At 60.6% G+C, this 17,643-nt stretch carries 14 protein-coding genes and 1 riboswitch; of the genes, 12 read left to right on the forward strand and 2 right to left on the reverse strand.

The window, feature by feature from the left end:
- Positions 1–32 precede the first annotated feature (32 nt).
- On the forward strand, positions 33–923 hold the full coding sequence (locus AC3WK5_RS05130) for a LysR family transcriptional regulator (protein WP_054595324.1): 891 nt from the start codon (positions 33–35) through the stop codon (positions 921–923).
- A gap of 23 nt (positions 924–946) precedes the next feature.
- Positions 947–2,221 (forward strand): lipid IV(A) 3-deoxy-D-manno-octulosonic acid transferase, encoded by a 1,275-nt coding sequence (gene waaA, locus AC3WK5_RS05135; protein WP_103316328.1) that lies wholly within the window; start codon positions 947–949, stop codon positions 2,219–2,221.
- Positions 2,222–2,278: 57 nt separating this feature from the next.
- On the opposite strand, the gene AC3WK5_RS05140 is transcribed toward waaA, so the two are convergent.
- Positions 2,279–3,718, reverse strand: a complete 1,440-nt coding sequence (locus AC3WK5_RS05140) for a TolC family outer membrane protein (protein ID WP_103316327.1) — start codon at positions 3,716–3,718, stop codon at positions 2,279–2,281.
- 196 nt (positions 3,719–3,914) lie between these two features.
- Positions 3,915–4,020: riboswitch (TPP riboswitch) on the forward strand.
- Between the two features lie 171 nt (positions 4,021–4,191).
- Between AC3WK5_RS05140 and thiC the strand changes: the two genes are divergently transcribed.
- The gene (gene thiC, locus AC3WK5_RS05145; protein ID WP_054595327.1) at positions 4,192–6,081 is read left to right on the forward strand and encodes a phosphomethylpyrimidine synthase ThiC; all 1,890 of its coding nucleotides are present in this window, start codon (positions 4,192–4,194) and stop codon (positions 6,079–6,081) included.
- 215 nt (positions 6,082–6,296) lie between these two features.
- Positions 6,297–7,589 carry a putative hydroxymethylpyrimidine transporter CytX gene (gene cytX, locus AC3WK5_RS05150; RefSeq protein WP_103316326.1) on the forward strand — a complete coding sequence of 431 codons (1,293 nt, stop codon included), beginning with the start codon at positions 6,297–6,299 and terminating at the stop codon, positions 7,587–7,589.
- Here cytX and AC3WK5_RS05155 read toward each other — a convergent pair.
- Entirely contained in the window at positions 7,558–8,304 is a 747-nt protein-coding gene (locus AC3WK5_RS05155; RefSeq protein WP_103316325.1) for an RsiV family protein, read from the reverse strand. The two genes, cytX and AC3WK5_RS05155, sit on opposite strands and share 32 nt — an antisense overlap.
- A 224-nt stretch (positions 8,305–8,528) precedes the next feature.
- On the opposite strand from AC3WK5_RS05155, the gene AC3WK5_RS05160 reads away from it, so the two are divergent.
- The 8 genes from AC3WK5_RS05160 to AC3WK5_RS05195 all read left to right on the forward strand — a co-directional run bounded on the left by AC3WK5_RS05160 (position 8,529) and on the right by AC3WK5_RS05195 (position 17,548).
- Positions 8,529–9,146, forward strand: a complete 618-nt coding sequence (locus AC3WK5_RS05160) for an NUDIX domain-containing protein (RefSeq protein ID WP_103316324.1) — start codon at positions 8,529–8,531, stop codon at positions 9,144–9,146.
- A complete protein-coding gene (locus AC3WK5_RS05165; protein ID WP_019691483.1) occupies positions 9,137–9,589 on the forward strand; it encodes a DUF1249 domain-containing protein in 453 nt (150 codons plus the stop codon). The genes AC3WK5_RS05160 and AC3WK5_RS05165 overlap by 10 nt, the downstream gene beginning before the upstream one ends.
- 99 nt (positions 9,590–9,688) lie before the next feature.
- A complete protein-coding gene (cpdA, locus tag AC3WK5_RS05170) occupies positions 9,689–10,504 on the forward strand; it encodes a 3',5'-cyclic-AMP phosphodiesterase (RefSeq protein WP_103316323.1) in 816 nt (271 codons plus the stop codon).
- Positions 10,505–10,781: 277 nt separating this feature from the next.
- Positions 10,782–11,390, forward strand: a complete 609-nt coding sequence (locus AC3WK5_RS05175) for a YqiA/YcfP family alpha/beta fold hydrolase (RefSeq protein ID WP_103316322.1) — start codon at positions 10,782–10,784, stop codon at positions 11,388–11,390.
- A gap of 42 nt (positions 11,391–11,432) precedes the next feature.
- Entirely contained in the window at positions 11,433–13,337 is a 1,905-nt protein-coding gene (parE, locus tag AC3WK5_RS05180; RefSeq protein WP_054595333.1) for a DNA topoisomerase IV subunit B, read from the forward strand.
- Positions 13,337–14,320 (forward strand): esterase-like activity of phytase family protein, encoded by a 984-nt coding sequence (locus AC3WK5_RS05185; protein WP_103316321.1) that lies wholly within the window; start codon positions 13,337–13,339, stop codon positions 14,318–14,320. The genes parE and AC3WK5_RS05185 overlap by 1 nt, the downstream gene beginning before the upstream one ends.
- A gap of 78 nt (positions 14,321–14,398) precedes the next feature.
- Positions 14,399–16,663 (forward strand): DNA topoisomerase IV subunit A, encoded by a 2,265-nt coding sequence (gene parC / locus AC3WK5_RS05190; RefSeq protein WP_103316320.1) that lies wholly within the window; start codon positions 14,399–14,401, stop codon positions 16,661–16,663.
- Positions 16,664–16,840: 177 nt separating this feature from the next.
- Complete coding sequence (locus tag AC3WK5_RS05195; RefSeq protein ID WP_054595336.1) at positions 16,841–17,548, forward strand: PqiC family protein; 708 nt, start codon at positions 16,841–16,843, stop codon at positions 17,546–17,548.
- Positions 17,549–17,643 lie beyond the last annotated feature (95 nt).

The following is a 17,643-nucleotide window of genomic DNA, read 5'->3' on the forward strand; positions in this document are numbered from 1 at the left end:
ATTACCTATCTGATTTGAAGATGGGTTGAGCCATGAGTGTGTTATGGAATCTGGAGCAGATGCGTTTGTTCGTCAGCGTGGCCGAGCAGCGTTCGTTTTCGGCGGTCGCGCGCGATCAACGCAAGGCACAGTCGGCGGTCAGCAGTGCGATTGCACTGCTTGAGGCAGACCTTGGCCTGAACCTGTTTGATCGCAGTAGCGGCCGCCAGCCGCGCTTGACCGAGGCAGGCAGCGCGTTGCTCGAAGAAGCGCGAGAAGTGCTGCGCCAGTGCGAGCGTCTCAATGGGCGGGCGCTGGCGTTGATGCGCGGTCAGGAAGCGCGGCTGCGTCTGGCGCAGGATGAGGCCATGCCTTATCAGCCGGTGCTCGATAGCCTCGAAGCGTTGGCCGAGCAATTTCCCAGTCTGGAAGTGCAACTGGCCAGCGCCGCTCAGGGCGATGTGGCGCGCAAACTGGTGGAGCGCCGGGCCGATCTGGGCTTGCTGTTTTATCACGAACAGATTCCCGAAGCCCTGGAACGTCGGGTGCTGGGCAGCGTCGAGATGGTCACGGTGTGCGGAGTCGGGCATCCGCTGGCCGTAGAAGGGCAGGTCAATTGCCAGCAGATGGCGCAGCATCGACAACTGCTGATGGCCACGCATTCCAGCGTCTACCCCGGCAGTGAACAAGCCAGCCCGCAAGTCTGGCGCGCCGACAGTTTCTACGTTCTCGCCGAGTGGCTGATGCGTGGCCTGGGGTGGGGCTGGCTGCCGCGGCATGTGGTGCAGTACCCGGCGTATCAGGGGCAGATGGTCGAACTGGTCAGCGAATGGACCCCGCCAGCGTTGGTGGTGGAGTTGGTCTGGCGGCGTGATGAACCGCTGGGACCGGCGGCGCGTTGGTTGGCGGAACGTTTTGCCGTGCACTTGCAGGCGATCGGCTAAAAAAGCCGATAAACTCCGCCGCCATGAATAGAACTCTCTACACCGCGCTGTTTTACCTGGGGCTGCCACTGGTAGCGATTCGGCTGTGGCTGCGCTCGCGCAAGGCACCGGCGTACGCCAAGCGTATCGGTGAGCGCTTCTCCATCGGCTTGCCGGTGATGAAACCTGGTGGCATCTGGGTGCATGCGGTGTCGGTTGGCGAAAGCATTGCCGCGGCCCCGATGATTCGCGGGTTGCTCGAACGTTATCCACAGCTGTCGATCACCGTGACCTGTATGACCCCGACCGGGTCCGAGCGGATTCACGCAATGTTCGCTAACGAACCACGCATCCAGCACTGCTACCTGCCTTACGATCTGCCATGTGCGGCGGCGCGGTTTCTCGACCGGGTTCAGCCGAAACTGGCGGTGATCATGGAAACCGAACTCTGGCCCAACCACATTCATCAGTGCGCCAAACGCGGGATCCCGGTGGCGCTGGCCAATGCCCGGCTTTCGGAACGCTCGGCCAAAGGCTATGGCCGTTTCAGCAAGCTGACGCAGCCGATGCTGGCCGAAATGAGTCTGTTCGCAGTGCAGACCGAAGCCGAGGCTGAACGTTTTCGACAGTTAGGCGCGCGTGCCGAAACGGTCGAAGTGACCGGCTCGATCAAGTTCGATTTGCGCATCGACCCACTGTTGTTGCAACGGGCCGCCGAGTTGCGTCAGCAATGGCAAGCGGTCGAGCGGCCGGTATGGATCGCCGCGAGTACCCATGAAGGTGAGGACGAAGTGGTGCTGGCGGCGCATCGACAATTGCTCGCCAGCCATCCGGATGCGCTGCTGATTCTGGTGCCGCGTCACCCCGAACGCTTTAATCCGGTGTTCGAACTTTGCCAGCAGCAAGGTTTCAACACGATCCGTCGTTCGACCGGCGAAATGGTCAGCGCCAGCACCTCAGTGTTGCTCGGTGACACCATGGGCGAGTTGCTGTTTCTCTACGCCTTGGCCGACAGTGCGTTTGTTGGCGGTAGCCTGGTGCCGAATGGCGGGCATAACCTGCTGGAGCCGGCGGCGCTGGCCAAACCGGTGCTGAGCGGGCCGCACCTGTTCAACTTCCTTGAGATCGCTGCATTGATGCGCAGTGCCCAGGCGTTGCAGGAAGTGGATGACGCCCACGGGCTGGCACTGGCGGTGCAGCGACTGTTTGAATTGCCACGCGATGCGCAGCGGATGGCAGAGGCGGGGCTGAACGTGATGCGCGCCAATCAGGGCGCCTTGCAGCGATTGCTGGATGGGTTGGGGCGGTTGATCAACTGATTCTGAACCTGACACCTTTGGTGAGGGAGCTTGCTCCCTCACCAAAGGGTTGGTTTTTTACTGGCCGGGATTGGCCTTCAGCTGTTCCGCTGCAGCCTTGGCCAGGTCCGGCGGCAGGAAGTCCTTGTCCGGGTTGTAGTCGGCCTTGAGATAACGCTTCAGGTCCTGCAAGTCGCCCGGGCTCAGGGTGCCGGCCGCCTGCTTCAGGCGCAGGTTGTCGAGAATGTAGTCGTAGCGGCTGTTGTTGTAGTTGCGCACCGAGGTGTACAGCTGGCGCTGGGCGTCGAGTACGTCGACGATATTGCGCGTGCCTACCTGATAACCGATCTCCGTGGCTTCCACCGCGCTTTGGTTCGAGATGATCGACTGGCGACGTGCCTGCACCTGCTCGACATCGCTGTTCACCGCACGGTGCAGGTTGCGGGTGTTTTCCACCACTTGCCGACGCAGTGCTTCGCGTTGCTGTTCGTTTTGGTCCAGGCGCGAGTACGACTCGCGAACCTGCGAGCTGGTCAGCCCGCCACTGTAAATCGGAATGTTCAATTGCAGGCCGACCGTGCTTTGCGAGACGGTGCCGCCGTACGGTTGACCAAAGGCGCTCGGGTTGCTGAAGCCCAGCGCATCGTTGTCACCGGTCTTGTACTGCGCCACGGCGTCGAGGGTCGGTGCGTGGCCGGCCTTGCGCTGCTTGAGCGTTTCTTCTGCCGCGCTGACTGCGTAGTTGCTGGCCAGCAGATTGAGGTTCTGTTTGGCGGCAGTGTCGACCCAGGCCTTGGCGTCGTTCGGCGCTGGCGGCAGGACCGGCAAGGTGTGGACGATGCCCTGAATCGAGTTGTACTGACGGTTGGTCAGGGTGATCAGTGCTTCGAACGCATCATCCACCTGGCGCTGGGCGAGAATCCGGTTGGCGCGCGCGGTGTCGTAACTGGCTTGTGATTGCAGCACGTCGGTCTTGTCCGAGAGGCCGACATCGAAACGCTCATTGGACTGATCGAGCTGGCGCTTGAACGCGGCTTCCTCGGCCTTGGTCGAGGCAAGGTTGTCCTGACTGCGCAGCACGTTGAAGTAGGTTTCGGCGCTTTGCAGGATCAGGTTCTGCTCGGTCGCCGAAAGTTGCAACGCCGCTTGCTCGTTGACATCCTTGGCTGCCTGGAGCTGGAACCAGCGATCGGCGCGGAACAACGGCTGGGCCAGCGTTGCTTGATAGAAGTGGGCACTGCGATTGGCAATAGCCGATGGTTGGTCGATTTTCGTCCGGACATCGGCGACCTCGGCGCTACCCGAGAGGTTCGGCAGCAGACCGGCGCGGGCCTGGGGCACGACTTCCTTTTGCGCGCCATATTGGGCACGGGCGGCGGCCAGGTCGGCGTTGTTGTCGACAGCTTCCTGGTAGACGCTGACCAAATCGGTATTGCTCGATAATGGCGCTTCTGCTGCCCAGGCCATTCCGTTGGACGCACAAGACACGGCAAGAGCCAGTGAGAGTTTGCGCAGCATGAGGCGATCCCTAGAGTGAATATTACAGTGGTAATTTGAGCGCCAAGGCTACGGCGCACGCCCGGCAGCGTCAAGGCGCGGCATGGCGCTGCGAGTGTAGATGCGCCAACCTGCGGCAACAATCCTGTAATTACGCCATTCATCACGCTGTATGCACCGGTGTTGGCGTTCTTTGCCAGTTGTGTCTAGACTGGCCGGGTTCTTGTCGGGGTGCCTTGCTATGAGGCTGAGATCGAATAATTTCGGATCCCGTTGAACCTGATCAGGTTTAAGCCTGCGTAGGGAACAAGATTTCTCGTCACCCGGCGAGTCCTCTTGTGCTTCGTCCGGGATGTTGTTCGACAATCGAACAACCCTCGTGCACTCAGCACAGCACTCATCCAGCTGGAGTCTTCACTGGTGGGCTGCGTCCATTCGTTACAGGTTCGCTCCGACAAAATTCCACTGCCTGGATGAAGTCTGGAGAGCCCGTGATGACTACAAAATCAAAAAATGCGATCAATCTGAGTGACTCGGCCAAAGTCGATCAGCAATCGGTTCAGCCCTTTACCCGCTCGCAAAAAATTTATGTTCAGGGCTCTCGCCCGGACATCCTCGTGCCGATGCGCGAAATCAGCCTCGACGTGACCCCCACCGATTTCGGCGGCGAGATCAACGCGCCGGTCGTGGTCTACGACACCTCGGGTCCGTACACCGACCCCAACGTCATCATCGATGTGCGCAAAGGCCTGGGTGACGTGCGTTCGCCGTGGATCGAAGCCCGTGGTGATACCGAGCGCCTGGCCGGCCTGAGCTCGAACTTCGGCCAGGAACGCCTCGCCGATCCGGAGCTGACCAAGCTGCGTTTCGCTCACGTCAACAACCCGCGCCGCGCCAAGCCGGGTGCCAACGTCAGCCAGATGCACTACGCCCGCAAAGGCATCATCACCGCCGAGATGGAATACGTCGCCATCCGCGAAAACATGAAGCTCGAAGTGGCCCGCGCCGCAGGTCTGCTGGATCAGCAACACGCCGGTCACAGCTTCGGCGCCAGCGTGCCGAAAATCATCACCCCGGAATTCGTCCGTGAAGAAATCGCCCGCGGTCGCGCGATCATTCCGGCGAACATCAACCACACCGAACTGGAACCGATGATCATCGGCCGTAACTTCCTGGTGAAGATCAACGGCAACATCGGCAACAGCGCGCTGGGCTCGTCCATCGAAGAAGAAGTGGCGAAACTGACCTGGGGCATTCGCTGGGGCTCGGACACGGTCATGGACCTGTCCACCGGCAAGCACATTCACGAAACCCGTGAGTGGATCATCCGCAACTCGCCAGTGCCGATCGGTACCGTGCCGATCTATCAGGCCCTGGAAAAAGTCGGTGGCGCTGCCGAAGACCTGACCTGGGAGCTGTTCCGCGACACGCTGATCGAGCAGGCCGAGCAGGGCGTCGACTACTTCACCATCCACGCTGGCGTGTTGCTGCGCTACGTGCCGATGACCGCCAAGCGCGTGACCGGGATCGTTTCCCGTGGCGGTTCGATCATGGCCAAGTGGTGCCTGGCGCACCACAAAGAGAACTTCCTCTACACTCATTTCGAAGACATCTGCGAAATCATGAAGGCCTACGACGTCAGCTTCTCGCTGGGCGATGGTCTGCGTCCTGGCTCGATTGCCGATGCCAACGACGAAGCGCAATTCGGTGAGCTGGAAACCCTCGGCGAGCTGACCAAGATCGCCTGGAAGCACGACGTGCAAACCATGATCGAAGGCCCGGGCCACGTGCCGATGCAGTTGATCAAGGAGAACATGGACAAGCAGCTCGAGTGCTGCGACGAGGCGCCGTTCTACACCCTCGGCCCATTGACCACCGACATCGCACCGGGTTACGACCACATCACCTCGGGCATCGGCGCGGCAATGATCGGCTGGTTCGGTTGCGCCATGCTCTGCTACGTCACGCCGAAGGAGCACTTGGGCCTGCCGAACAAGGATGACGTGAAGACCGGGATCATCACCTATAAGATCGCCGCCCACGCGGCAGACTTGGCCAAAGGACATCCGGGCGCACAGATCCGCGACAACGCCTTGAGCAAGGCGCGTTTCGAATTCCGCTGGGAAGATCAGTTCAACCTGGGCCTGGACCCGGACACCGCGCGTTCGTACCACGATGAAACCCTGCCGAAAGACTCGGCCAAGGTCGCGCATTTCTGCTCGATGTGCGGGCCGAAATTCTGCTCGATGAAAATCACCCAGGAAGTTCGCGAGTATGCGGCCAACCAGCGGATCGAAACCGTCGATGCCGAAGTCGCCCAAGGTCTGGCCGAACAGGCTGAGCGCTTCAAGCAGGAAGGCAGTCAGTTGTACAAGAAGGTTTGATTTTTGCCGGCGCCTCCAGAGGCGCCGGCAACTCTGTAGCGAGGAGGCTTGCCCCCGCTCGGCCGCGAAGCGGTCGTAAATCCGGCGACGAGTTCTAACTGACAGGGCTCAGTCGTTTGCTTTGGGACTGCTTCGCAGTCCAACGGGGGCAAGCCCCCTCGCCACAGGGGATCTGACGATCCACAACAACAAATGTTCCTCTGAGATAACCCCCCTTGAGCATTAAACCCAGTACCTATTCTCCCGACCACGCCGTGCCTCTGGCCCAGCGCGTGTTCGGTGCCCGCGATCTGTTCTCCCTGTGGTTCTCCCTCGGCATTGGTCTGATGGTCTTGCAGACCGGGGCCTTGCTGGCGCCGGGGTTGGGCTTGTCGGGCTCGTTGCTGGCAATTTTTCTGGGCACGCTGGTCGGTGTTCTGCTGCTGGCGTGCGTCGGGGTGATCGGCAGCGATACCGGCCTGTCGGCCATGGCTGCACTCAAACTGAGCCTCGGTACTCGCGGTGCGAGCCTACCGGCGCTGTTGAACCTGCTGCAACTGATCGGTTGGGGTTCGTTCGAAATCATCGTCATGCGCGACGCGGCCAGCCTGCTCGGCGCCCGTGCGTTCAGCGACGCTAGCTTGATGGCCAATCCATTGCTCTGGACGCTGGTGTTCGGCGTCCTGGCGACCTTGCTCGCCGTCAGCGGTCCGTTGACGTTTGTCCGTCAGATCCTGCGCAAATGGGGCATCTGGTTGTTGCTGGCGGCGTGCACCTGGCTGACCTGGAACCTCTTCACCAAAGCCGATCTGGCCGCGCTGTGGGCACAGGCCGGAGACGGTTCGATGCCATTCGCCGTGGGTTTTGATATTGCCATCGCCATGCCGCTGTCGTGGCTGCCGCTGATTGCCGACTACTCGCGTTTCGGCAAGCGTGCGAAAAGCGTATTCGGCGGTACGGCGCTGGGCTTCTTCATTGGTAACTTCTGGCTGATGAGCCTGGGCGTTGCCTACACCCTGGCGTTTGCCCCGAGTGGTGAAGTCAATGCCTTGCTGTTGGCGCTGGCCGGTGCCGGTTTGGGCATTCCGCTGTTGCTGATCCTGCTTGACGAGTCGGAAAACGCTTTCGCCGACATTCACTCGGCGGCGGTCTCCAGCGGGATTCTGTTGCGCATGAAAGTCGAGCACCTGGCCTTGGCCATCGGGGTGATCTGCACCTTGATCGCGTGCCTGGCGCCATTGGCCCAGTACCAGAACTTCCTGTTGTTGATCGGCTCGGTGTTTGCGCCACTGTTCGGCGTGGTGCTGGTGGATCACTTCATCCTGCGCAAGCGCAGTGCTCACATTGCGTCAGCCGCCTTGCGCTGGCCGGCGTTACTCGCCTGGCTGGGCGGGGTGAGCACCTATCACTTGCTGGCGAATCTGTATCCGGAGGTCGGCGCAACCCTGCCATCGCTGGTAGTGGCAGGGCTGCTGCAACTGCTGCTGGGTCGGGTTTTTAGCTACGCTCCGGCACCAGCTCAGGCTTGATCTGACCCTTGAGGCGAGCGTAGGGGATGGTCATCTCGATGAGGCCACTCGAATAGGGCGCGATGGTCGCGACGTTGTACTTGAGCACCACCCCGGCGCTGGTCAAGGCCACGTTCGGGGTTTTCTGGAACGGCCAGCTTTTGACGAAGTCCGGATCCCGATCCAGTTGCGAATTGATCAGCCAGCTATTGTGCGCAACTTGTGCGGTCTTCCAGAACGCCACTTCCTGCCCCGGCAAGAGCATGTCGCTCAGGCTCAGCTCTTTTTGCAGCTGGCGCGAGTAGTTGATAAAGCCCCGCCCCGGCGTGCCATTGGCCGCGCCTGTGTCCAGATAGCTGGACACTTCAATGATCACCAGTCCGTCATGCTGCTCACGTACCTTGGCTTGCAAGTAGACGCTGTTGCGATCGCCTGACTCACGCAGGAACTGTTCGCGGTAGGCGTTGAGGGAGACGGGTAGCGCCGCGCCCGGTGAGGTGCGGGTCATTTGCAGCAGGCGCTGTTCGACGATCCGGTCCAGTTGCGGGTCGGTCGGGAAATGCACCGTGTCGATATTCACCAGCGGGCAGTCGGGGCCGTCGCACCCCGGCTTGACCTGCTCGGACGCATCGCGAGTGGATGTCACTTGTGCCCGATAGCTGGGTTGGAACAGGCTTTGGCAGGCGCCGAGCGTGAGGGCGATACAGGCCACGGAGGCGATTTTCAACAGCGACATGGGCGTCCTTCATGAATCAGAGAAAGGCAAAATTCAGGGTCTTCGACTGCCTGCGGTGCGGTCGGTTCGCCACTAAGCTAATTAGAGTCAATTAGAGTTGTTTTCACCCCTTGCCGTCTATCCCGCTGACGGCAAAGAGGCTGCATCAAACGATGCGGGCGCGTTAGGATGGCGCGAAGCCTGGGGGGGAGCTCCGGACGGATTGACAGTAAACGAGGATTGTTATGACTGATTTTGCCAATGCCACTCCGACCATCGTAGACGTTGTACGCCGCGAAAACTGCTTCAAGGGTTTTTACCAGCTTGATCGCGTGCACCTGCGTCATGAGCTGTTTGCCGGTGGCATGAGTCGCGAGATCAGCCGCGAGTTGTTCGTTCGTCATGATGCCGTGTGTGTCCTGCCTTACGATCCGCAGCGGGACGAGGTGGTATTGATCGAGCAATTTCGCGCCGGTGTATTGGGCAAGACGGATAACCCGTGGCTGGTCGAACTGGTCGCCGGTCTGATCGATAAGGATGAACATCCGGAAGAAGTTGCTCACCGCGAAGCGCAGGAGGAAGCTGGGCTTGTATTCACTGCGCTGTGGCCGATGCTCAATTATTTTCCGTCGCCCGGTGGCAGCACCGAATACGTGCACTTGTATCTGGGGCGGTGTAACAGTAACGGGGCCGGCGGCCTGCATGGGCTGGTGGAGGAAGCAGAAGATATTCGCGTGACGGTCTGGGATTTCGAAGATGCCCTGCAAGCCGTACGTGATGGACGGATTTCCAACGCGGCGAGCATTATTGCCTTGCAATGGCTGGCTTTGAACCGCGTTGAAGTGAGGGGGTTATGGTCGTAAACAAACAGCGCGATCGTTATCGGGTCGACCTTGTGGGGCTGCAAAGCGCCTGCGAGGCCAATTACGCCCGACTGATGCGCCTGTTACCGGAGATGCGCAACCAGCCTGCTGCCCGGCGCATTGCCATGACTCAGGGTGAGCAGATGCTGGGCGTGCTGATGCTGGAAGTGTTGCAGGCATGTCCGTACACCACGACCCTGCGAGTGCGCCAGGAACACAGTCTGCCATGGCTGCCGGTGCCGCAACTGGAAGTGCAGGTGTACCACGACGCGCGCATGGCCGAAGTCATCAGTGCCGAACATGCGCGGCGCTTTCGCGGCATCTATCCTTATCCGAATGCGTTGATGCATCAGCCGGATGAAAAGGCCCAGCTCAATGTGTTTCTCGGCGAGTGGCTGAGTCATTGCCTGGCCTGCGGGCATGAGTTTGAAGTTGTGCGTTAGTTGTGAACTGCGTCTGGTTCACGGGTTTCCTCTTTTCAATTTCCCCCAGCATAATTGCGCCATTCATCCATTTCCGTGATCACGCCTTGGGAGAACGCCTTGCCGAGCGTATCCACTCTGACAGCCAACGATGCCGTGTTGCTGGTGCAGCTCTCTGACAGCCATCTGTTCGCCGAGGCGGATAAGACGTTGCTGGGCATGAACACCCGCGACAGTCTGCAAAAGGTTATCGAGTTGGTGCTGGCACAACAGCCGCACATCGATCTGATGATCGCCAGTGGCGACGTGTCCCAGGATGGAACGCTTGAGTCGTATCAGCAGTTTCGCGAGATGACCCGGCAGATCGATGCGCCCGCGCGCTGGATTCCCGGCAACCACGATGAGCCGCAGATCATGGCCCAGGCCGCGGTCCAGAGTCAGTTGCTGGAGCCCATCGTGGACATCGGTAACTGGCGGATCACCTTGCTGGATTCGGCAGTACCGGGCTCGGTGCCCGGGTATTTGCAGGATGACCAACTGCAATTGCTCGCGCGCGCCCTGAGCGAAGCGCCGGAGCGCCATCATCTGGTGTGCTTGCACCATCATCCGGTGTCCATCGGTTGTGCCTGGATGGAACCGATTGGCCTGCGCAACCCGGACGCCCTGTTTGCCGTGCTCGATCGCTTCCCGCAGGTGCGGGCAGTGCTCTGGGGGCATGTGCATCAGGAAATCGATCAGTTGCGCAACGATGTGCGGTTGATCGCTTCGCCATCGACGTGCATCCAGTTCGAGCCCGGCAGTGTGGACTTCAAGGTCGATACCCTGGCACCAGGCTATCGCTGGTTGCGGTTGCTGCCGGACGGACGGCTGGAAACCGGGGTCGAGCGGGTGACCGGGTTCGACTTCAAAGTCGATTATGGCTCCAACGGCTACTGAGATTTTTGTGGCTCAGGAAAACCGAGTCGCGCCCTTCGCGAGCAAGCGAACGTCGCCCGGCCCTTCCCACAATAGGTCTGCTGTGAGCACACTTTTTGTGAACACGTGAGATCAAATGTGGGAGCGGGCTTGCTCGCGAAGACGGACTGGCAACCGACCTGACTCTTGCAGATGCAGCCGATTTCCACTGTGCAGTCTTTTCAATAGAACGATGCACCAAACCCCGGCCGACTCCCTGTAAACTGCGGCATCTTTGCCCGCCTCACAGGGAGCTCGCATGTCTGGTTCGATCCTCTATATCCACGGTTTCAACAGCGCACCCGCGTCGAAAAAGGCCTGTCAGCTGGTCGACGTGATGGATCGTCTGGGTCTGGGCGATCAGTTGCAGGTGCCGGCCTTGCATCACCATCCACGCGAGGCCATCGGTCAGCTGGAACAGGCGATTGCCAGGATGGGGCGGCCACTGCTGGTCGGCAGCTCCCTCGGCGGCTACTATGCCACTCACCTTGCCGAGCGCCATGGCCTCAAGGCCCTGTTGATCAACCCTGCCGTCAGCCCGCACCGGATGTTCGACGGATACCTGGGCACGCAGAAGAACCTGTATACCGAAGAGACCTGGGAATTGACCCACGACCACGTGACGGCACTGGCCGAGCTGGAAGTGCCGGCACCCCAGGACCCGCAGCGGTTTCAGGTGTGGTTGCAAACCGGGGACGAAACGCTGGACTATCGCCTCGCCCAGCAGTATTACCGAGCCTGTGCCTTGCGTATCCAGGCCGGCGGCGACCATAGTTTCCAGGGGTTCGCCGGGCAATTGCCGGCCCTGTTGAGTTTTGCCGGCATCGGCGCAGATGTGTACCAGGCGATCGATTTCACAGCACTGTGAACCTTCGCCCCTATTTTCATGAACGACTGACGACGAGACCCCATGGCCACTCCCAGCGCTAGCTCTTATAACGCAGACGCCATCGAAGTCCTCTCGGGCCTCGACCCGGTGCGCAAACGCCCCGGCATGTACACCGACACCAGTCGGCCGAACCACCTTGCCCAGGAAGTCATCGACAACAGTGTCGACGAAGCCTTGGCCGGGCATGCGACATCGGTGCAGGTCATTCTCCATGCCGACCATTCCCTGGAAGTCAGCGATGACGGCCGTGGCATGCCAGTGGACATTCACCCCGAAGAGGGCGTCTCGGGCGTCGAGCTGATCCTCACCAAACTGCACGCCGGCGGCAAGTTCTCGAACAAAAACTACCAGTTCTCCGGCGGTTTGCACGGGGTGGGTATTTCGGTGGTCAACGCCCTGTCGACTCAGGTCCGGGTACGCGTCAAACGCGATGGCAACGAGTACCAGATGACCTTCGCCGATGGCTACAAAGCCACCGACCTGGAAGTGGTCGGCACCGTTGGCAAGCGCAACACCGGGACCAGCGTGTACTTCGCGCCGGACCCGAAATACTTCGACTCACCGAAATTTTCCATCAGCCGTCTCAAGCACGTCCTCAAGGCCAAGGCTGTGTTGTGCCCGGGGCTGCTGGTCAGCTTTGAAGACAAGGCCACCGGCGAAAAAGTCGAATGGCATTACGAAGACGGTCTGCGTTCCTACCTGGTCGATGCAGTCAGCGAATTCGAACGTCTGCCCGACGAGCCTTTCTGCGGCAGCCTGGCCGGTAATAAAGAAGCGGTCGACTGGGCGCTGCTGTGGCTGCCTGAAGGTGGCGATAGCGTGCAGGAAAGCTACGTCAACCTGATCCCGACGGCCCAGGGCGGAACTCACGTCAACGGTTTGCGACAGGGCTTGCTCGACGCAATGCGTGAGTTCTGCGAGTTCCGCAGCCTGCTGCCGCGTGGCGTGAAACTGGCACCGGAAGATGTCTGGGAGCGCATTGCCTTCGTCCTCTCGATGAAAATGCAGGAGCCGCAATTCTCCGGCCAGACCAAAGAGCGTCTGTCGTCCCGCGAGGCGGCGGCGTTTGTTTCCGGTGTGGTCAAGGACGCTTTCAGCCTGTGGCTCAACGCGAATCCCGAGTTGGGCCTGCAACTGGCTGAACTGGCAATCAACAACGCCGGCCGCCGTTTGAAGGCCAGCAAAAAGGTCGAGCGCAAACGCATCACCCAAGGACCGGCCTTGCCGGGTAAGCTCGCCGATTGCGCCGGGCAGGACCCGATGCGTTCCGAGCTGTTCCTGGTGGAAGGTGATTCCGCCGGCGGTTCGGCCAAGCAAGCGCGGGACAAAGAGTTCCAGGCGATCCTGCCGCTGCGCGGGAAAATTCTGAACACCTGGGAAGTCGATGGCAGCGAAGTGCTGGCCAGCCAGGAAGTGCACAACATTGCCGTGGCCATTGGTGTCGATCCGGGCGCTGCGGACATGAGCCAGCTGCGTTACGGCAAGATCTGCATCCTCGCCGACGCCGACTCCGATGGTCTGCACATCGCGACCTTGCTGTGTGCCTTGTTCGTCCAGCATTTCCGGCCGTTGGTGGACGCCGGTCACGTCTATGTGGCGATGCCGCCGCTGTACCGTATCGACCTCGGCAAAGAGATTTACTACGCCCTCGATGAAGCCGAGCGCGATGGCATTCTCGATCGCCTGGTGGCCGAGAAGAAACGCGGCAAGCCGCAGGTCACCCGATTCAAAGGTCTGGGTGAAATGAACCCGCCGCAACTGCGTGAAACCACCATGGACCCGAACACTCGACGTCTGGTGCAACTGACGCTGGATGATTTCGAAGCCACCTCGGAAATGATGGACATGCTGCTGGCGAAAAAACGCGCCGGCGACCGTAAGTCCTGGCTGGAGTCCAAAGGTAATCTGGCCGAGGTTCTGGGCTGATGCGGAGCGGTTTCGCCCTCGCGTTGCTGTTGTTGGCGTCCGCCGTTGCGGCGGAGCCTGCGCCGGAACTGACGCTGGTTGCCGAGCACGCCGTGGACGGCATGCGCGGCGGTAACTTGTCGGGGCTGGCGCAATGCGGCAAAGACCTGTGGGCGGTTTCCGATCGTGATGATGATCAGATCTACCGGCTCGATACCAGCGAGCGCGTCTGGCAGGCCGAAACCGTGCGCATCAATGTGCCGCCGGTGCCTGACAGCGGGTTGCCCTGGGGGCTGAAGTCGCGCACCTGGGCGGCATCGTTCGTGCGCGGTGGAAACCTGGACTTCGAGGGGATCACCTGCGACAAGGCCGGTAACCGCTACATCGTCAGTGAAGCCCATGCGGCGGTGCTGCAAGTGCCGGTACAGGGGCCAGCCGCGTGGCTGAAAATTTCACCGATCATGGTTCGCGAAGCGCGAGCCAGCGGCATGTTGCTGCATTTCAACGCGCTGTTCGAAGGGCTGGCGATCAGTCCGCAAGGTGATCAGCTATGGCTGGCAGCCGAGCGCGAGCGGCGTGGTTTGTTGCTGGTCAAGCGCCAACAGACCGTCTGGGACTGTGACGGCAGCTGTGTGCTGTTGAGCGAAGCTGGCAAGGAAATGCAGCCCGCGCCATTTCCCAATGCCAAGCCGGTATCCAAGGATTTTGCGGATCTGGCACTGTTCAACGGCAAGCTCTTCACCCTGGAACGCAATGCGTTTCAAATCTGCCGTCGCGATGCGCTGAGCGCCAAGGTCGAGCGCTGCTGGTCATTTGCGGCTGAAGCCTTGCAGGAACATCGACGCTATTCACAGCCCTATGGTCTTGCCGAAGCACTGGTGGTCGACGTTGATGGCGCCTGGATCGGCATCGACAACAACAATGGTGCTCGCGCGGATGGCGAAGCCCGGCCGATTGTCTGGCGCTTTGCCGCGCCGCAAGGCGGCTGGGACGCCAAGTCGTGAGCATCCTGAAAAAACTTGAATTTACCCAGCGCAGTGGCACCTTGTTGCTGCGCCAGACAACGAACTGATGAGGCCCGCATGAGCGACTCCCTGGATCTCAGCCTGGACGGCGTTGAACGCCGTTCACTGGCCGACTTCACCGAAAATGCCTACCTCAACTACTCCATGTACGTGATCATGGACCGTGCTTTGCCGCACATCGGCGACGGCTTGAAACCTGTACAGCGGCGTATCATCTACGCCATGAGCGAGTTGGGGCTGGACGCTGACTCCAAGCACAAGAAGTCCGCGCGTACGGTCGGTGACGTGCTCGGCAAGTTCCACCCGCACGGCGACTCGGCGTGCTACGAAGCCATGGTGCTGATGGCCCAGCCGTTCAGCTACCGCTACACGCTGGTGGACGGGCAGGGTAACTGGGGTGCGCCGGACGATCCGAAATCCTTCGCGGCCATGCGTTACACCGAGGCGCGCCTGTCGCGTTATTCCGAAGTGCTGCTCAGCGAACTGGGCCAGGGCACGGCGGATTGGGGCCCGAACTTCGACGGCACCCTCGATGAACCGCTGGTATTGCCAGCACGTTTGCCGAACATCCTGCTCAACGGCACCACTGGCATCGCCGTGGGTATGGCCACCGACGTTCCGCCGCACAACCTGCGGGAAGTCGCCACGGCCTGCGTGCGTTTGCTCGATGAACCGAAAGCCACGGTCGAGCAGCTCTGTGAGCACATCCAGGGCCCGGATTATCCGACCGAAGCGGAAATCATCACACCGCGCGCCGACCTGCTGAAAATCTACGAAACCGGTCGCGGTTCGGTGCGCATGCGCGCCGTGTATCACATCGAAGACGGCGACATTGTCGTCACCGCGCTGCCGCATCAGGTCTCCGGTGCCAAAGTGCTGGAACAGATTGCCGCGATGATGCAGGCCAAGCCGTCCAAGGCGCCGCAAGTGGCGGACCTGCGCGATGAGTCGGACCACGAGAACCCATGCCGTATCGTGATCATTCCGGTCAACAGCCGGGTCGATCATGAAGCGTTGATGCAGCACCTGTTTGCCAGCACCGAGCTGGAGTCGAGCTACCGGGTCAACATCAACATCATTGGCCTGGACGGCAAGCCGCAGCTGAAGAATCTGCGAGCGTTGCTGGTGGAATGGCTGGAGTTCCGGGTTCAGACCGTGCGCCGCCGCTTGCAATTTCGCCTGGACAAGGTCGAGCGTCGCCTGCACCTGTTGGACGGCTTGCTGATCGCGTACCTCAACCTGGATGAAGTGATCCACATCATCCGTACCGAGGAACACCCCAAAGCCAAGCTGATCGAACGCTTTGCCCTGAGCGAAATCCAGGCTGACTACATTCTCGACACTCGCCTGCGTCAGTTGGCGCGACTCGAAGAAATGAAGCTGCGCGATGAGCAGGATGAACTGCTCAAGGAACAAGCCAAGCTGCAAGCCTTGCTGGGCAGCGAAACCAAGCTGAAGAAGCTGGTGCGCAGCGAGCTGATCAAAGACGCCGAAACCTATGGCGACGACCGCCGCTCGCCGATTGTCGAGCGTGCCGAAGCCAAAGCGCTGACCGAGCACGATCTGCTGCCGAACGAAAAAGTCACCGTAGTGCTGTCCGAGAAAGGTTGGGTGCGCTCGGCCAAGGGCCACGACATCGACGCCACCGGGCTTTCGTACAAGGCCGGGGACGGCTTCAAGACCGCAGCGGCCGGTCGTTCCAACCAGTTTGCGGTGTTCATCGACTCCACCGGTCGCAGTTATTCGGTGCCGGCGCACACGCTGCCATCGGCCCGTGGCCAGGGTGAGCCGCTGACGGGGCGTCTGACGCCGCCGCCCGGCGCGACCTTCGAATGCGTGTTGATGCCTGAAGACGATGGGCTGTATGTCATTGCCTCGGACGCCGGTTACGGTTTCGTGGTCAAGGGTGAAGACCTGCAAGCCAAGAACAAGGCCGGCAAGGCGCTGTTGAGCCTGCCGAACAACGCCAAGGTGATTCTGCCGCGTCCGGTCGCTGACCGTGAGCAGAACTGGTTGGCCTCGGTCACCACCGAAGGTCGCTTGCTGATTTTCAAAATCAGCGATCTGCCGCAGCTGGGCAAGGGCAAAGGCAACAAGATCATCGGTATCTCCGGCGAACGTGTAGCCAGTCGCGAGGAATATGTCACCGACATCGCGGTATTGCCGGAAGGCGCGACCCTGGTATTGCAGGCCGGTAAGCGCACGCTGTCGCTTAAAGCCGATGACCTCGAACACTATAAAGGTGAGCGCGGACGCCGTGGCAACAAGCTGCCACGGGGCTTTCAGCGCGTTGATGCACTATTGGTAGAAGCTATCAATTAAGCGGTCCAGCGTGCTCGATCTACGATTTAACCCGTAGATCGATGCTTTCGCGCTGGAGTCGGAGGCCATATTCACGGATGATATGGCCTTTCAAACGTGGGCGTGGTCCTGCGTTCTTCATATTGATTGAGTATTTTTCACTGTGACCGGCTCGTTGGCCGTCACTTGGATGGGATGATGACTGTTCTGCGCCTTCCTCTACTTTTGTTGCTCGCTGGCGTATTTGGCCTGGCGGGTTGCAGCGTTCACCAGCCGGTGTCGCTGTATCAGCTGGACAGCGGAAGTCCGGCTCAGCCTGCGCAAAGCGCGGGCATGGCGGTTTTGTTGGGCCCGGTATCGATCGCCGATTACCTGCAACGTGAAACCCTGCTGCAGCGCCAGCCTGATGGCAGCCTGCAAGCGTCCACCGACGGTCGTTGGGCGGGCAGCCTGTCTTCGGACATCAATCAGCTTCTGTTGCGCCAGGTGGCCGGCCATCTGGACAGCCAGCGCGTAGTGCTGGCACCGGCGACCCTGGGTTTCACCCCGGATGTACAGGTTTTGCTGTCGATCACTCGCCTGGATTCGGGTGAGTCGCAACCGGCGATCCTCGATGCCCAGTGGCGTTTGATCGACCGTCGTGGCCAGGTGCGTGACAACCGCATCATTCATCTGCAAGAGCCGCACGCCAGTGGTACGGCCGCTCAGGTGCAGGCCCAGGGCATATTGCTGCAACGTTTGGCCGAGCAGCTGTCGGTCGCGCTCAAGCCGCTGGCCAATCAGCCGCCGGTTGTCGAAGCACCGCGTAAACCTGCGTCCAAGCCGGCGGCGCCGGCAGAGCCGGAGAAACCGAAGATCCCGATGGCTTCACCAATTCGCACGGACATGGAAGTGTTCAGGTTCTAAGGTGAATGCCGTACAGACAAAGCCCGCGTTGATGCGGGCTTTGTTGTTTCTGGCGGTTGGAAGGGAGAATGCAGGCAGCACTGTGCTGCGGGGCC

The sequence above is a fragment of the Pseudomonas sp. FW306-02-D09B genome, assembly GCF_058782685.1.

Excerpts from the sequence above, each read along its gene's own strand:
- AC3WK5_RS05130 (WP_054595324.1), top strand. The coding sequence starts at position 33 with ATGAGTGTGTTATGGAATCTGGAGCAGATGCGTTTGTTCGTCAGCGTG.
- waaA (WP_103316328.1), top strand. The coding sequence starts at position 947 with ATGAATAGAACTCTCTACACCGCGCTGTTTTACCTGGGGCTGCCACTG.
- AC3WK5_RS05140 (WP_103316327.1), bottom strand. The coding sequence starts at position 3,718 with ATGCTGCGCAAACTCTCACTGGCTCTTGCCGTGTCTTGTGCGTCCAAC.
- thiC (WP_054595327.1), top strand. The coding sequence starts at position 4,192 with ATGACTACAAAATCAAAAAATGCGATCAATCTGAGTGACTCGGCCAAA.
- AC3WK5_RS05155 (WP_103316325.1), bottom strand. The coding sequence starts at position 8,304 with ATGTCGCTGTTGAAAATCGCCTCCGTGGCCTGTATCGCCCTCACGCTC.
- AC3WK5_RS05160 (WP_103316324.1), top strand. The coding sequence starts at position 8,529 with ATGACTGATTTTGCCAATGCCACTCCGACCATCGTAGACGTTGTACGC.
- AC3WK5_RS05165 (WP_019691483.1), top strand. The coding sequence starts at position 9,137 with ATGGTCGTAAACAAACAGCGCGATCGTTATCGGGTCGACCTTGTGGGG.
- AC3WK5_RS05175 (WP_103316322.1), top strand. The coding sequence starts at position 10,782 with ATGTCTGGTTCGATCCTCTATATCCACGGTTTCAACAGCGCACCCGCG.
- parE (WP_054595333.1), top strand. The coding sequence starts at position 11,433 with ATGGCCACTCCCAGCGCTAGCTCTTATAACGCAGACGCCATCGAAGTC.
- AC3WK5_RS05185 (WP_103316321.1), top strand. The coding sequence starts at position 13,337 with ATGCGGAGCGGTTTCGCCCTCGCGTTGCTGTTGTTGGCGTCCGCCGTT.
- parC (WP_103316320.1), top strand. The coding sequence starts at position 14,399 with ATGAGCGACTCCCTGGATCTCAGCCTGGACGGCGTTGAACGCCGTTCA.
- AC3WK5_RS05195 (WP_054595336.1), top strand. The coding sequence starts at position 16,841 with ATGACTGTTCTGCGCCTTCCTCTACTTTTGTTGCTCGCTGGCGTATTT.